General features: G+C 40.2%; 12 protein-coding genes. 5 read left to right on the forward strand and 7 right to left on the reverse strand.

The genetic code is table 11. The features are described from left to right. The first annotated feature begins 4 nt into the window (after nucleotides 1–4). Nucleotides 5–1,207 (forward strand): HAMP domain-containing sensor histidine kinase, encoded by a 1,203-nt coding sequence (locus tag OQY15_RS17160; protein ID WP_265793117.1) that lies wholly within the window; start codon nucleotides 5–7, stop codon nucleotides 1,205–1,207. 7 nt (nucleotides 1,208–1,214) lie between these two features. Here OQY15_RS17160 and OQY15_RS17165 read toward each other — a convergent pair whose 3' ends face one another. Further along, on the reverse strand, nucleotides 1,215–2,582 hold the full coding sequence (locus OQY15_RS17165) for a hypothetical protein (RefSeq protein ID WP_265793118.1): 1,368 nt from the start codon (nucleotides 2,580–2,582) through the stop codon (nucleotides 1,215–1,217). A 181-nt stretch (nucleotides 2,583–2,763) separates the two neighbouring features. Here OQY15_RS17165 and OQY15_RS17170 point away from each other — a divergent pair, with 181 nt between their 5' ends. Together OQY15_RS17170 and OQY15_RS17175 are read left to right on the forward strand one after the other, a co-directional pair. After that, nucleotides 2,764–3,525, forward strand: coding sequence for a DUF2185 domain-containing protein (locus tag OQY15_RS17170; protein WP_265793120.1), 762 nt, complete (start codon nucleotides 2,764–2,766; stop codon nucleotides 3,523–3,525). A 363-nt stretch (nucleotides 3,526–3,888) separates the two neighbouring features. Beyond that, complete coding sequence (locus tag OQY15_RS17175) at nucleotides 3,889–5,238, forward strand: glycosyl hydrolase family 28 protein (RefSeq protein WP_265793121.1); 1,350 nt, start codon at nucleotides 3,889–3,891, stop codon at nucleotides 5,236–5,238. 34 nt (nucleotides 5,239–5,272) lie between these two features. On the opposite strand, the gene OQY15_RS17180 is transcribed toward OQY15_RS17175, so the two are convergent. From OQY15_RS17180 to OQY15_RS17195, 4 genes are all read right to left on the reverse strand, one after another. Then, nucleotides 5,273–6,424, reverse strand: coding sequence for an ImmA/IrrE family metallo-endopeptidase (locus OQY15_RS17180; RefSeq protein ID WP_265793122.1), 1,152 nt, complete (start codon nucleotides 6,422–6,424; stop codon nucleotides 5,273–5,275). 142 nt (nucleotides 6,425–6,566) lie between these two features. Beyond that, complete coding sequence (locus tag OQY15_RS17185; RefSeq protein ID WP_265793123.1) at nucleotides 6,567–8,360, reverse strand: C1 family peptidase; 1,794 nt, start codon at nucleotides 8,358–8,360, stop codon at nucleotides 6,567–6,569. A 190-nt stretch (nucleotides 8,361–8,550) separates the two neighbouring features. Beyond that, complete coding sequence (locus tag OQY15_RS17190; RefSeq protein WP_265793124.1) at nucleotides 8,551–9,447, reverse strand: HEPN domain-containing protein; 897 nt, start codon at nucleotides 9,445–9,447, stop codon at nucleotides 8,551–8,553. Nucleotides 9,448–10,489: 1,042 nt separating this feature from the next. After that, nucleotides 10,490–11,167 (reverse strand): DinB family protein, encoded by a 678-nt coding sequence (locus tag OQY15_RS17195; RefSeq protein ID WP_265793125.1) that lies wholly within the window; start codon nucleotides 11,165–11,167, stop codon nucleotides 10,490–10,492. A 134-nt stretch (nucleotides 11,168–11,301) separates the two neighbouring features. On the opposite strand from OQY15_RS17195, the gene OQY15_RS17200 reads away from it, so the two are divergent. Together OQY15_RS17200 and OQY15_RS17205 are read left to right on the forward strand one after the other, a co-directional pair. Then, on the forward strand, nucleotides 11,302–12,285 hold the full coding sequence (locus tag OQY15_RS17200) for a helix-turn-helix domain-containing protein (protein WP_265793126.1): 984 nt from the start codon (nucleotides 11,302–11,304) through the stop codon (nucleotides 12,283–12,285). Nucleotides 12,286–12,767: 482 nt separating this feature from the next. Further along, entirely contained in the window at nucleotides 12,768–13,079 is a 312-nt protein-coding gene (locus OQY15_RS17205; RefSeq protein WP_265793127.1) for a nucleotidyltransferase domain-containing protein, read from the forward strand. Between the two features lie 1,169 nt (nucleotides 13,080–14,248). Here OQY15_RS17205 and istB read toward each other — a convergent pair. Together istB and istA are read right to left on the reverse strand one after the other, a co-directional pair. Then, on the reverse strand, nucleotides 14,249–15,088 hold the full coding sequence (gene istB, locus OQY15_RS17210; RefSeq protein ID WP_265793128.1) for an IS21-like element helper ATPase IstB: 840 nt from the start codon (nucleotides 15,086–15,088) through the stop codon (nucleotides 14,249–14,251). Nucleotides 15,089–15,092: 4 nt separating this feature from the next. After that, a complete protein-coding gene (gene istA / locus OQY15_RS17215; RefSeq protein ID WP_265793129.1) occupies nucleotides 15,093–16,547 on the reverse strand; it encodes an IS21 family transposase in 1,455 nt (484 codons plus the stop codon). Between the last annotated feature and the right edge of the window lie 98 nt (nucleotides 16,548–16,645).

The raw sequence follows: 16,645 nt of genomic DNA on the forward strand, positions 1-16,645 counted from the left end.
TTTCATGACAGAACTCGCTAAAATTACCTTAGAGAATGAAATGGACCTGACGCTTGCTTACAAGCGATCTATGTCTATTGCAGCTATGCTGGGTCTTACCTTATCCACACAAACGGCCTTTGCCACGGCCGTTTCGGAAGTTTGCCGGGAAATAATCGACAAAGCTACACAGGGCGTCGCGATACTCGGTACCACCAGTGATTCCGGGCGTTTTTTTATTACGGCAGCTATTGATGCTGAGGTAGATTCTGATTTCAACAGAAGATCTGAAGGATTTGAATATGCCCGGAAATTATTGCCGATGGTGGAGCTGTCTGTAAGCGGGACAAATTTAAAAATTGTACTCCAATTGGGTATTCCACGATCAAACCGTCTCGATCAGCATAAGATATTGTCCATCCGGCAACAAATTTTGGCTAATGGCCCTGTGAGTGCTTACGAAGAGGTGAAACAGCGTAATGCTACATTAGTGGATCTAAACCAACGCAGCGAGTTCGCTTTGGAGGAGGCTCAGTTAATTAATCAGCAGAAAAATGAATTCCTTTCCGTCGCCAGTCACGAACTGAATTCTCCGCTTACTATTCTGCGGTCTTACGCTCAGATTGCGCTGAAAATGAATGCGGACCCCAACTCAAAGGTAGCCGGGTATCTCGGCAAAATCGAAAACCAGACCAACAAACTGGTAAAGCTGGTACGTCAGCTGATGGATATTTCCAAGTTTGAACATGGAGATTTTAGTTATGATTTTCAGCCAGTTTCGATCAACCCATTTCTCCAGTCGAGCATGGAAAGTTTGAGCCTGCTGGTGGATAAACATTATCTTTCTTTACATCTGAATGCAGATACAGATGCAAAGGTCATGATAGATCTCATGCGGTTGGAACAGGTGCTGAGCAATCTGGTGGGGAATGCAGCTAAATATTCATCAGAAGGTAGTGCGATAAAAATCACTTTGGAACTTTCTAAAGATTATCTCAGGATTGCTGTAACTGATCAGGGAATTGGAATGACTGAAGAAAGTCAGAAGATGGTATTTGATAAATTCTACCGCGATAATCAGATTAAGAAGAAATATAGCGGACTAGGTATGGGCCTCTATATCTCTTCACGCATCATTCAGGATCACCAGGGATCACTCCAGGTAAGCAGTGAGATCGGTAAAGGATCCACCTTTTCATTTGACCTGCCAGTCATAGCTATGATCTAGGCTGGCATCAGGGTTGCTGCCAGTTTGTTGCAAGGGCTTTGTTAATTTCTATACTTTGATAGTTCAGCGTCAGTTTGTTTTTTCCGCTGGTCGTTGTGATGGTAAAAGGTAATGTAATACCGTCGACTGTCCTGTTATTGCTGTAGGTATTCGTCAGCTTGGTTTTACCGATCATGTAACTGTCGCCCAGGATCGTGTAATTTTTGTCGATCACGTACACAAATGTATGCCCGTCTATCTGGAAACCTATCGCATAACCGTTTTTTACGGCCTGCACCGTGCCTTTACTAAATGCGGCATTTGTTCCCTGTTGTAAACCCATCACGCCAATATAATCATTGTATTTCGCTTCTTCCAGTCGTTCAGTAGTGCTGGGGATCTTTTTTCCATTGCTCCATAACCATCCACCGGCAGGGCCGATTTGTTCTACGCCTATGAGTTTCCCCCGCTGGAACATCTCATTTCTGAAACGTTTGCCCACAACATCATTGTAAGAGATCACTGTGATCCCGCTGAACTGCGCTTTTACAGTATAAGTTTTCAGATTGTCTATAGCTGTACCTCCGTATCTTTTTCTCAGTTCTGTCAGGATTTGTGCTGCGTTAGGAAGTTTCGTATCTGTTGCGGTTGTAGTACTGGATTTACTTGAAGATGAAGTTTTCTTCGCATTCATATCCTCTGTGAAGTAAAAACTACCATCTATCACCGCCATTGTCTTGTTTTTAGCATCACCAAGACTGGCAAAGAAACTGTGCGTGGTTGTCGTGCCGTTATCATACTGCAGTGTCAGTACTCCATCTTTGATTGCGTATTTGCCACGTCCGTCACTTTTGGAATTGGTACCGCCGCCGATGTTATCGCCCGCAACTACAGTTGTAGATTGCCTGTCGGTAGTGAAATTCCCTGCTCCATCAAAGTTGAGTTCTCGTCTTGAACTGCTTCCTACATAGGTCGTTCCTGTCGCGATCCCGCCGCTTCCGTTAACAAACTTGAAGAGGAAGGAGCCTTTTGGCACTTTATTGTCCAGATCCATCTTGAACATGGTGTAAGAACCTGCATCCAGATTTCCTCCTTTGGTGATGGTAAGGTTGTCCTTGCTTCCTTTGGTATAGTACAGATAAACCTCAGAGCCTTTGATTTCATACTTTCCCCTGACAGCGGTTTTCCAGTCTTTTTTGTCGAGTTGATCGGTAAAGGTTTTGTCTTTTCTAAACAAGATCACTTCGTCTGTTCTGTTCATTCCTCCACCAAGAGGGTTGATACTTAATCTTACACCAGCATACACACCAGGGAAGGTGGTTGAAGACTGACAGGAACTGGAAAGTGTGATGGTGAGCAGGAAGAGCGTTTGTAAGATAAAGTAATGGAGCTTCATACAAATATGGAAATGGTTAAATGCTTCATTCACAGCAAAAACGATGCCTTGTGCCGATAATTGTTTCTTATTTATGCGGATGGTGTGTTCTTTTCGAAATTTTATTGATCTTTATATAAAACTAAAATGAAAACCCTGAGGTTAATTGATGCGGTTGTATTAAATTATAAACACATTCAATATGAATTCTTCCAAAGAAAACCCGGAAAATAAATTTGAGAATTTCCCGGCGATTGGCGGGCTAATGGTTTCTAAACTGGTTGTGGAAGAGCAGATGGAACCTCGATTCATGTATCGTGAAAAAAGCACGCGTCCGGAAGACAGTGGCTGGAGGATCTTTACGGGATTTGAAACTGAGGAATACAATGACGACCCCGACAACACGGGGATTTATAATCCGTCAACAATACTAAATATTGATCCTTCAATTGCGGATATCTTGCTCAAAGGAGTGGGCTCCGTTTATGAGAAAAATGAAGATGGTTCTGCATGGGATAAGGTATATGACTTCGAAATGGAGGATGATTATATGGTCACAAATCAGCTAACTGATAACTGGCAAATAGACATCAATAACTTGTTTGAGAGAAGGGTAGAGGAGAGCCGTGCTTTGCTGTATACCACCGGTGATAAGTCGGTAAGAATGACGATCTGGAATGAGGAAGGTAAGAGTAAAACGACGCTTTCTGCTGAGCAGCAGCAAAATATCGAGGGCAGAGATCAGACTGATGCTGAAACATTGGAAATTTTTGATTTCTCCGATACTGAAGTAGACAGGTTGGGCTACTTGATCCGTGAAGAAGATGGTGATAAAAGTTATGAGGTTATTTACGGATTCTCTATCATAGATAACCAGGTATTAGAGGCTGTGTTTTATTTTGATAACGAGGAAGATCTGGATTGGGCTATTGAGACTTGGAAAAGTATCAGATTGGTAGGTTAAATTTACCTTATTGATCAGCGGATGATCTCAGCACTTATCGTTCTGGCGTTATTCGTATCTTGTTCGTGTATTGCTTTGTATTCATGATGCGTTGGGAGCAGGTTGGAAGCATGTTGGAAAAGGGTTGCTTAGACTCAGGTCTAAGCAACCCTTTTCCAACATGCTTCCAATACATCCTTAAAAAATATACAATACTGGAGTAAATACGAACGATACACGAAGAAAGGATATGGAGTTTGTCTACTAATACAAGTCAAAATCACGAAATGTATTGCTAAATGATGGGCTTGTCATCAAAATTTTTACTTTTGAGACCTATTATTTTAGCCCTTTACATATTTTATGAACTTTTTTAGCCGCACAATGAGATCTTCTGTCTCAAATCTTATCCTCAAATCGTTATTTATCATTTTACCCTCTGCAACTTTCGCGCAGAACGCAAGCTACAATATTCAGGAGCTCGGAGCCAAGGGAGACAACAAAACAGTAAACACCGAGATCATCAATCAGACGATTGCCAAATGCTCCAGTGAAGGTGGGGGAACCGTGGTTGTACCTTCTGGCGTTTTTCTAACAGCTACAGTTTATTTGAAAAGCAATGTCAATCTTCATTTAAACAAAGGTGCTGTATTGAAAGGCGTATCTGATATGAGTCTCTATCATTCTTTTATTCCTGAGACAGACCTTACAAAATATAATACGATCAGTACCGATGGTAATAATTCCAATAGCGCCTACGACACCGAATGGATAAAAGCGCTGATTATAGCTCAAGGGGTAAATAAAGCTACTATCTCGGGAGAAGGCCATATCGATGGAGACCACGTTTTTAATGCTAAAGGCGAAGAAGGAATGCGTGGCCCGCACACCATAGTGATGGCAAACTGCAAAGACCTAAGGTTTGAAGATATTACGATTGAAAAAGCAGCTAATTATGCTATCCTGGCTTACGACCTGCACAATACGATTTTCCAGAAAGTACACATTCAGCAAGGCTGGGATGGAATACACATTCGTGGCGGCAAGGATATTCTGTTGAAGCAATGTGACCTGCAAACCGGCGACGATGCCATTGCCGGTGGATTCTGGGACAATTTCCGTGTAGAAGACTGTAAAATCAATTCTGCCTGTAATGGTATCCGTGTGATCATGCCAGTGAAAGGATTCTATGTGACGAACTCTTATTTTGGTGGCCCGGGAAAATATCCGCACCGTACTTCTGGCGCAGCGCACCGTACCAACATGCTGGCAGGAATTTACATTCAGCCAGGTGGATGGGGTTTGGTGAAAGGGGACCTGGAAGGAATCCGTATTTCAAACCTGAAGATGCATAACATGAATAATCCTTTCATATTTGAATTGCATCAAGGAAATAATGCTAATGATATCGTCGTTGAAAACATAAAAGCAGATGATATCAAAAATCCTATCGCTATACACAGTGATAAGGGGTTCTCATACAAAAACATTCTCTTTAAAAACATTTCTGTCCACTACGTCACTGACGCTAATACCAAAGCTCCATGGGCATTGGGCGCCGCAAATGTAGAGCAGCTGCGATTTGAAAATGTTAAGTTTTATGCAGAAGGCACCAAACCACAAACTGCTGTTCAACTGGATAACATCAAGTCTCCTTCATTCTCCAAAACGAATGTGTACAGCGCTGGTCATACAGAACAGGTTAGAATTGTTAACAGCGGGAAGATCCAGTAATCAACCCGCGCATTGTTATGCCGTGTTTTGCGAATTAAAATTGATCTAGCTTGTCAGGTTTAATATTAAGCGTCTTACAGACATCATACTCGTTGATGACTCCTTCATAAAAAGCGGTTTGGATCGTTGATATGAGCAGTGGAGAGTTTATTGGTTTGGGAGTAGAACCACGCTGAACAATGCCATCCTGTTTATCTAACTCTCGTCGGTTTTTTTCTTCTTCCACTCTGAGCCTAAACTGTTCATCAAAATCAGATTTGATCTGGTTATAGTTATTCGAAGAAATTTGCTTTTGATATAAGAGTCGGGTAAAAAGCGCTATTTTGCTAAGATGTGTATTTGCCGATATAATATCTATGTCACTATGATGATAATCATTGTTACCAGTTGCCATTCCAAGATTTTTGATAACTCCATCATATTCTCCAGCAAGAAAATAGTAAGCAAAATCATTACACCAACGCTCTACTACACTTAAAGTATCGCTGGCCATATTTTGTATATCAAGCTGCTCAACTTCTTCTTCATTCAGCAGATAATGTCCTAGTTCATGGGCAAGTGTGAAAATCTCCCGGCGGAAAGAAATCTGTTGCCTTTTTAGTACGATTACATTAGGATTCAGGAAAAACCCGTCGATATTTGCTTTGTCCTTTTTATTCCAGGTTTCCACAAATTCACAAACCAGAATATTGTACTCGGCAAGTTTTCCAATAAATGCCTTTAAAAAATCTTTGGGCACAGGACAGAATTTGGGATAAAGCAGTTTTCTGATGGTCGCGGCAATTTCTTTGGGATCTTGTTTACTGCTATATACTGGAATTTGTCTTTCCAGTTTTAAATCAGCAAGTTTCGCAATTCCTGAAAGTGAAATTTTAAACTCTTCAAACTGGTTCACAATGCGTTTTGCGCCTAAATTCAAATCCACATTGAAATTGGTCTTTCTGAAAAAGATACTGGCTTCCTTGTTTTGTTCCGGAGCTTTTGGATCAAGATAGAAATGTAGACCCTTGTTAAAGATTTTATCAATGCGCTTAAGATGACTTAATTTGACCTCATCGGCAGTAATTTCTTCTTCTGTGATTGGCTTGGCTAGGCCGTCGCTGATTATCGAAAGCAGATCCTGTATTGTCATCTTATAAAGAGACAGCAGGTACTGTAAGCGTTGTATGTTTTGCTCTACTTTCAATATTGATTTATGGTTAATCACAAAGTTAATTATTTATTCCAAATAGAATTAGAAATACTTCAGGGAGATTCGGTCTTATGCTCAAAGGAGGTTATCACAATTTGTGATAACCTCCTTTCAGTAACTTACAATTGAACTTTCTTTATTTTTCAGCTTGCAGCACCTCTTCCTCAGCGAAACTTTCTTCGAGGATCATTCCGCCAATAGTCACATTACTTAGCGCGCCCGTTCTAAACCAAACCCTGAGTTCAGATTGAGATTGATGAATCTCTATGACCTGCCCATCACCATTTAATGCAATCATAGGATAGTAACCGTCATCATAGTTTTGGCTGTCAGACCAATCAACACGGTTGGCTGCAGCTATCAGGTTACCTGTTTGATACCACAGTCCAATCTTAGCTTCTGACTGGTGCACAGCTAACACACGACCATTATCATCAAGCGCTATGCCTGGATAATAACCCTTATCGCATTTAGAGCTTGTTCCCCAGCTAATAGTTTTATCTGCATTGATCTGACCTACTGACGACCAGAAAGTGGCAGTAGTATTCGATTGATGTATTTCTACCACCTGGTTATGGTTGTTAATAGCCACTCGAGGATGTATTCCGCTACCTTCATACTCATGGCTGTCACCCCAGTCGATCCTATCTGTACCTACAATTCCTACCCTGTAATATAACTTGGTAGCACCAGATCCCTGATGAACTTCTACAGCATAGTTATTGTTATTGATGGCAATGCCTGGATACAATCCTGAATCGTATTTTACACTTCCTTTCCAATCTACATTGTTGTCACCGAGCTGACCAACATGATACCACAGGGTGGAAGCAGACTGTGATTTATGAACTTCAACTGCTAAACCATTGTCGTTGAGTGCCACATCTGGTCCCCATCCCTGATCATACTTATGGCTGTCATTCCAGTTTGCAGTCACAGAACCGCTTCGGTACCACAAAGCAAGTTCCCTGTGCGATTGATGAACCTCGATACTTCCGGACCTGCTCAAGGCTACAGCTGGCGAAGCACCCTGATCGTGTTTTTGACTTCCTCCCAGCGTAAGCAGGGGATAAGCGTAATAAGATGCGTAATCCACTACCAGATACATATAATCGTTAATTCCACAGACATTATATGCGATCCAGAAGTATCCATCTTCGCCCCATCCTGTTCCCCATGAATTCTTACACTTCCAGGCTTGTAATTGCTCACTGTAACCTACTACTGATACAGCATGATAACCTTCTAAATTTGTACTTGTTGGCGAGTAAACTCCTTTTTTATAGGAATAGAAATCGCTGTAAACGGCGAAGGTGGTTACCAATGCACCTCTGCTGCTCAACCATTCTTTCATGTAGTCGGTCGAGGTTGTTCCCTGATAAGTTTCAACTTTTGTACGTAATTGTGATTCGTCTGAATGTACATTGCAGGTTTGATTACCGGCATCATAAGGAAAAGCATTCCATGTGATGGCACCTGTAGATTTGCAGTAGTCCAAAGCCTGGCTTACCCATGTACCAGTAGCGCAATCACCTCCGCATCCGCAAAAGAATACATCTGCTGGTGAAAGTCTTGGCAGCGCATAGCCACCCTCGTCATTTTGTGGTAGTTTGGTCTGTAATCTTAAGGTGGTTTCTAAGGTTGCTGTTACAGCAAATGCGACGCAGGAGCCACATTGCCCCTGGTCTTCAACGGGGTTAACATAGTTGGATCCGGCCATGTTTGTCAGATCGCTTTCTTCAGGAAAAGAAAAATCAAGTTTTTGATCGGTGTCATCTACTCTTTCTTCTGGTTCGGGAATACATCCCAGGCGAAGACGACGCGCCGAATCAGATAATTTGTTGATAGAGGTCGGACCGGCTTCCCAGTTCGCACCGTTTGACTTTAATTCTTCCTGGAGCCTTTTAAGCTCGTTTGAGTTTAGTGCCATACATTAATAGGGTTTTAAGATTTGGTTACAAAGCTTCAAGATTTAGCGCTTTGTAGATAGCCCATTTGACCCAAAAACGTCTGGCTGATAAATATTTAACCTCTATTCAAAAAATCATCTGTGATCCTTCCGGGCTTCAAATTTTGTTCAGTTTCTTCATAGAATTTTGATATTATTAGAGAGTGGTTTCTTAATTGACTTCTATTTCGCTTTCTCCTTTAAGCTCCTGATAGAGCATTCCTTCATGCGCTAGCTCTTCAATTTTCGTTACACACATTGCCCTAACCAGATCCACAAAAGAAGATACCCGGTCAAACAATATCTGGGCATCATGCGCGGAAACCGAAAAACCATCACCATAGCGGGAGCCGGAATAACTTCTCAATAGTAAGTTAAATACTTCTTCGTCCTGCGGACTTCCTGTTAGAAATGTTTTAATTGGCCTGTCAGAAAAGGAACAACATAAGCACAACATGCGCAGCAGATTGTGGATTTCAGAACGGTATGCCAGGTGAACTCTGAGCAGCAGAATACAGCATTGTTCAACTACCTGATGAAGCATGAAAGTGCATACATTGAAGTCCTTACTGTTTAGACATTGAGATGCTCCACGGAAGAATCCTTCAGCCAGCGGCATACGGTGATCGAAATGTTTTTGTGCCTTTTGCGCTGAAAGAGTAGGTATAAACTTATTGCTGAAATCAAAGTGCGTCATACCATCATGGCTGTATAGTAGCTGGCCGCTGGTATAGACGGTCTTAAAAAACCTGTTGTTTAATTTAATTGCCTCTAATATGGTATCCCGGCTATGAGTAATAATAGAAACAGTACCATGGTTGTAATACACATTACAAAATTCCTGTACTTCATGATCAATACGGGTTGCAGTAGCTGTAACCATCAGTAGACAGTAATTACAATCGTAGTTGTTCTGATGATCTTTAAAACAACCATTTGATTCTAAAAGGTGGTTTGTTTTAGCGAAGCAGAAAAGCTGTAAAGGTTTAAATTTATCGACGAGACGCTGAACAAACTTTTTGAAATGGTATGTCTGCTGATCCGCTGCTTTTTGAATTTGCATTTCCATATATTCTCATTTTAGTTGGTACACACTATAAATGAGTCTTGATCGGATTGGCTGACACAATAAATGTGGGGGCTGCCAACCGTGGGAACATATAAAGTTTCTGACGCCTTACGTGACACGGAATTACAGCAGCCCCCACATCTATTTCGAAGCACAAATATAGTACTTCTACACATAGACATGGGTCTTTCCTGCTGTCTTGCATCACGGCGTCAGAATATGTTCCGCAAGACTCTGAATAATTAATTAGTTGTTATGTCATCAGTGTTTTGTAACAGTAAATCTATGTCATCTAAATTAACCTTAATATTTATAATAAAGAAATTTGTTTTTAAATTATTTAAGGGGCGGAGATCAAAGTCGTGATTTGTTTGGGTAGAATGATCCTTATCTTAGATCATGAATGGGGTAGTGGTAAATCCATTACTAAATCAGGGGCTGGTAGAGATTTTTAGTACATGAAAAAAGGCTTTGTAGTATGTTTAAAAGGCCTTCAGAAGACCTTCAGAAGGCATTGGGTAGGGGTTGGATAGCCCCTTGGGCTTTCGAAGGCCTAAAAAAGGCCTTTTAAAGGGCTTACAAGGCTCTTTTTAGGATTATTGATGGGTATAACCAGAATGCCAGAATTCCAAAATCAAAGCTGTTTCAATAGCCCTTCCTAAACATGATTGAGCAATATCTATCTTGGTCACGGACAACGATGTTTGATCTGGAATTTTTTTTAGTTTATCTTTGTAGGCAACTCGGCCACTGTCTATTATCCTCAGACTTTATGATGGAAATTGCAGTATTTCAAGTGCATGTATCGTTCGTATACTGGTCGTATACTGGTTTGTATTGGAACGGTGTTGAGACACTATTGGAACGGCGTTAGAACACGGTTGAGACGCAGTTGGAACGTACTTGAAACGGGTATAGACCTCTCAACGCTGTTCTAGAGCACTTCCAAGGATGTTTTAAGCCCTTTCCAATATACAACAGTATACGACCAGTACCTAAACGGTATACGATCCACATCACTAATCTACAGATGAAGGTTAAATTAGTCCTTTGGAAAATTAATATCCTCTTTCACCTGTTGTATTTGTTGCGTATGCCGATTGGTGTGAGCAGAAATAAGTAAGATCAATTGATACGCATCATAAGTGCCGATAGGTAGTACAGATACATGATTGCGCAGATCGTCCTTTGTATTTTTAACAAACAATATTAGCTTCTCACGATTTTCTTCAAAAGACTCCATTGCTTCATTCCATGTTTTATATGGCGAATTTGCCGGTTCTAAAGCTGAGAAAGTATTTGACTTGTGCGTACGGTCTTTCACGGCATTGATGAGCTCCCGATCATTAAATTTGATTTGTTCTCTTTTTTCAGGGTTTGCTGGTTGCTTCAATGATTCCTCCACTATCGCCCACAGCGTTGTTTCTGCCGCTGCAATATGTTTCACACATTCTTCGATACTCCATTTTTCGGTATCCCCCTTAAAAGTGATCTGGTTATTTTTCAGATTTCTGATAGCACGGAAAAGCTCTGACTTTGTTTCTTCCAGAAATTTTATGGCATCTTCCCTTTCTTGTGCACTGAGAGAATTTTGGTTAGTTGTAGCTGGTAATGTCATAGTATCTTTTTTTTGCTGGTTAGTAGTTTTTTGCTGGGCGTTGGCATCGAAGGTGACAAGGCACAATATTGAAAGTAAAACTTTGATCGTCGTGTTTCTCATGAGAATATTAGGCTTAAAATGTTTCTTATCACAAATGTATTGGCCAAATTTTAATTTCACGGGGTGTTATATAGACAACTTCATGGGTTGATTTGGACATTTCAAAGAATTATCTTTATCTAAAAACAAATTATATGAAACACCTGACCATTGTCGTTCCCGATGGAGAAAATAACCTGAGCAGCATAGTTGGCGCTCTTAAAATATTCACAAGGGCAAATACCTATCAAAAAGAATCAGGCAGGAGAGAGGTATTTCAAATTGAGCTGGCGGGCACTTCGGATGAAGTTGAATTCTATGGTGGATTGTTCATTGCCAGACCAAATAAGCACATCACTGACATCCGTAAGACTGACCTTGTCATCATACCATCACTCAATCATAATTACCAGGAAGCAATAGAAGCTAATGGAAAGTTGATAGATTGGATTGGTAAACAATATCGCAATGGCGCCAGCATTGCCAGTATATGTACTGGTGCATTCCTGTTGGCAGAAGCGGGATTGCTGGATGGGAAAAGTTGTTCAACCCACTGGTCGGCGGCTGATCGGTTAAAGCAGCTATATCCGAAGATCGACTTACGAACAGACCAGCTGATTACGGATGAACAGGGTATCTACACCAACGGAGGCGCATATTCATTCTTGAATTTGATACTTTATCTTGTCGAAAAGTACTATGACCGTGAGACCGCGATCTTTTGCTCAAAGGTTTTTCAAATTGAAATGGACAGGAACAACCAATCATCTTTTATCATTTTCAACGGACAGCGGTTACATGGTGACGAAATGATCAAAGATGCACAGGCTTATATTGAAGGTAAGCTGCAAGAAAAAATTTCCATCGAAGACCTCGCAGCCACCTATGCCATTGGCAGGCGAAATTTTGACCGTCGTTTCATCAAAGCCACAGGAAATACACCTAACGAATACGCACAGCGGGTAAAAGTAGAAGCTGCAAAAAAAGCTTTTGAGACAAGTCGAAAGAGCATTAACGAAGTAATGTACGAGGTCGGTTATTCCGATCTTAAGGCATTCCGTGAAGTATTTAGGAAAATCACCGGGATGTCCCCGCTGGAATACCGGAACAAGTATAACAAGGACGCCATGTATGGTTAGTTCAAAGATTGTATATCAGGGATACTTTTAGCTTTTTAAAGTAAGATGTTAAAAATGGTGAATGTTAAGTGATATAAGTAATTTCCCTTTGAGTCAATTGAACCATTTATGAGCCAATTGGAACGTAAACAGTTCCAGTTACTCTTGCCTTTGATTTCCTATATACTTTTCTCGAAGCTTGCTCGTAGTGAGTGCGTACTGGGTACGATCTGCCTACAATCCACCTCCGTTTATTGGGCTAAAAAACGCTGGTGGACCGTAGGCAGTAGGCACTCATATCGCTATCACCCCGAGCAAGCCTCCCGTAAACATCGACTCTAACGGATAATAAACTAGCGGAACTCCTCAGCAAGTATCTGAATAGAACCTGAAATATGATATTGACAAATTGAAGTAAGAGAATGTATTCTCAAATAACAGGATTCAGTTTGTTGATCGGTATCGCGATTTTATTTGTGAGAAAATGTTAACTATTTTTGAGTATGAATACGGCAGTCCAAAACAAACAATCATTACTATACTTACTGAAAGCCAATGGCCACAAGTTAAGATCTTTTGGTGTTTTGAACATGAGTTTGTTTGGATCATTTATCACTGGTGAAATTCATCAAGCTAGTGATGTCGATCTATTAGTTGAATTCGACACGAAGCAAAAGAGCTATGATAATTTCATAGATTTGTCTTTCTTCCTTGAAGATCTACTAGGCAGGAGGGTTGAAATTATCACACCACAATCCCTCAGCAAATATATTGGCCCAAATATTTTAAAGCAAGTCGAACATGTTGCCTTCTAATGTTAGATGGTTAAAGCATATTTTAGATGAAACTCATTCGTACCTGATTTTACAAACGGACTAATAAGGACGATGTAATTAATTGATTCAATTTTTGCGGATCGTTAATCCATATAGTTTGCTGAATTATTTTTGTATGTATATTACAGTGTGAAAATTTTATTTTAATATTTTTATACATATCTAAAAGAAAATATAGTATGTAACTCATCTTAAAATCAAATAATAAAGAGAGTCTCGCTAAAATCGTCACATTAGCTAAAAAGTTAAACGTAGTGATTGTGAAGAAAGATGGTGACTCACAAAATACAAAAAGGGATGCTCTCATATTTCCTTCGTATCTCGTTCGTGTTTTGGTTTGTGTTGCTATAATACTGGGATATAGTTCCTTAATCGTTGGTGTATAGTTAGTATATCCGTTTGATATACCAACTATACACCAACAATATCCGAAGGATATCGCGACACAAAGCGAAATACGACCAATATACGAACAATACCAAAACAGTAAATGATCCTGATAAGATGTAAAGCATGCTAAAATTGCGACACCCATCCATTCTAAAACGGCTATAAATCTAGAAAACCTAGATGATACTCAGTTACTTGCTCGGGTAACCTTGCCTAGATCTCTACTCTATACTAAAACAATAAACGATTAGTACTTATACGGTATACGATCTTAAAAAGTGATTATTTAAGCTAAGTCACTATTCCGATCCATTCTTAATCTGCTAGTAATTACGAATTCCTACAAAATCTGCATCCCATTTAGCCAAGGCTCGACTAACCTTGCTTTGATTTTCGCTGTACTTTTAACGAACTGCCGGCATGGACAGATTATTTCGACAAGTTTTGGCTTTCTAAACTGAAAAAGTTAAAAAAGGTGAATGTTAAGTGATATAAGTAATTTCCCTTTGACTCAATTGACCCAATTATGAGCCAATCAGAACGTAAACAGTTCCAACCCGACATCACCTTTCCTTATAAGACCATGTATATGAATAATTGGATAGCACGATTGGAGGATTTTATTACATGATAGGCAATGTATTGTTGCAAAATGCAGATATAGTAATGTAACCCCTCCTAAAAATCGGACTGTTACTTATCATCAGAATGTTGCCACTGATTCTCATTAAAATGTTGCCACCTAAAATTACAATAAATCATTCATTTTCAAATCTTTCATCTTGATCGCTTGAATCATTTTGATCTCCATCTTTTCTAGGTCTGCCTCTTTTTGCAGGTTGTTTCTCCTCATTTCTGAATATTTCCTGTACTTCAAGGAGGTTTTTAACGCGATAGCTCGACCCTGTAACTTTCACAATCACTGCATGATGGACAATTCTGTCAATAATTGCTGATGCCATCACCTTATCACCAAACAGTGTTCCCCAGTCCTCAAAGTTCCTGTTTGTGGTGACGATTAAGGAGCCAGTTTCATATCTATGCCTGATGATCTCAAAGAAATCATCCATCCCATATTGAGGCATCTTTTTGAATCCCAGTTCATCGAGGATAAGCAGATCTGGCTTAAGATATTTCTGCATTGTATATCGGTAAGATCCGTCTGCACGTGATGAATAAAGTTTTTCCATCATTTCGTTAGTATGTACAAATAGGACTTTCATACCCTTTTTGACAGCCTCCAGACCAATCGCATTTGCCAAATGTGTTTTCCCAACACCGGGCTTACCCATCAAAATGATATTATTCTTTTGTGTAATAAACCTGCAGGATGCCAGTTCATGAATCATTCTTTTGTCCAGTTCAGGCTGGAAAGAAAAGTCGTAAGTGTCCAGGACTTTTTGAGAATTCAATTTTGACTCTCTTAATCTTGTGTGGTATCCATTCGCCTGTCGCCTGACCACCTCATCCTCTACGAGTAGCTCCAAAAACTCCAGGTAACTTATCTGGTTTTCTAAAGCATGTTTGTTACGCAGTTCCAGCCCATCTACCATCGAAGAGAGCTTAAGTAATCTTAATTGTGTTTTTAAAGCTTCCATATTGTTATGATTGATAATGTGTGAGATTGTCATATACGCTCAGATCATGTCCGAAACCTCCACTTTGGTCAAAGTTGCTTTCAGGCAAAGGAAGTTCATCCTGCAAATAAAGACCTGACTCACAAATTCTTTTAATATGCTGATAGCCTATGGCATTAAAACGCAGTGCTCTTTTACAAGCGCTATTGATAATCTGTTTGCTGTAGCTCTTTTGTAAATTCAGTATGCCTTTAGTCATTGTATGCCAGTACATTGGTCTTGTTTTTTCCAATTGAATGAACACTTCAAGGGTATCGGGCCCAATCGCTAACATGTGTTGATAGTATTCCTCTCTGCTGATATTTCTCTTTTCCTGGGGCCGATGCTCTTCCTGAGAGATGTATAAACCTATTGCATGACTAATGGCATGCATGGCGATTTTTGTGTAACCAGAATAGATCCGAAGCAGCGTTCCGTTGCTTTCCAACCTGACCTGCATTCCTGCAAACTTTGCCGGAACTGAATAGTAGTTATGGCGATAACAGATATGCGCCATTCTGCTTACCTTCCGTGTAGAAACATCTATAATCTGATACCGCCGAAGTGGCAATGGTAATAACGCCTGTTTTTCTACACTTGAAAAGATAGTTTCAGGAACTTTTCTGGTAGTACCATGGATGCGAGTATTACACACTTCTTCGTTCCAGACTTTAAGTTCACAAACTAGTTTATCATAATCTGAGCCACGAAAATTCTTTAAAAAGTTGTTTTTAACATATTTGATCGCTGATTCTACCTTCCCTTTATCTTCCGGCCTGCGTACACGGCAGGTAATGGGCGCGCTATTATAAAATGATAAAAAGCCAGCGTATTGTTCTTGCAAAACTGGCTCATAAAAATCAGGAGTTATCACGCCAGCTTTCAGATTATCCAGCTTAACAGTTCTGGGTACTCCACCAAAGTATTCAAATGCTTTGTAATGACATTCAATGAAGACGCTAATCTTTTGAGTAGTAACCAGCTGATAATATGCATAGCGACTATGGGAAAGGATCATTGCAAAAACCCATACTTTAACAGGTCTACCGTGTCGTTGAAAAAGTCCCATATAACCGAAATCCACTTGAGATTCTTCACCTGGTTTACTGTGCAAAGGCACATAAACTTCCTGTTTCTTCAATCTTTCGACCCAGCGGGCAACGCTGGGATAAGATATGGCTACGCATTTTTCTTGAACAAGTCGTCTATGAATGAGGATAGCGGTCAGGCCTTCCTCATAATATTCATTGATCAAATCTTTATAAGCATCCAGAGACTTCGTTCTGGTTTGTCCCACAGGATGATCATGCCCATTCTCCAGAGCAGTCTTGATCTTGGAGATCGTTCTCCGGCACATACCCAATTCCCTGGAAATCTCTCTGATAGATTTGCCTTGAGACAATAAAGTTTTTACAGTGTAATACATAGCCAATCCATACATCTGTGTCAGGTTTAGAGTTTACCTGACAAGTTAAACCATCAATGTAAGGTGGCAACATTTTAATGAGAACTAGTGGTGACTTTTTATTGATAACTAAC

It is taken from the genome of Pedobacter sp. MC2016-15, assembly GCF_026239695.1.
Taxonomy (GTDB): Bacteria; Bacteroidota; Bacteroidia; order Sphingobacteriales; family Sphingobacteriaceae; genus Pedobacter.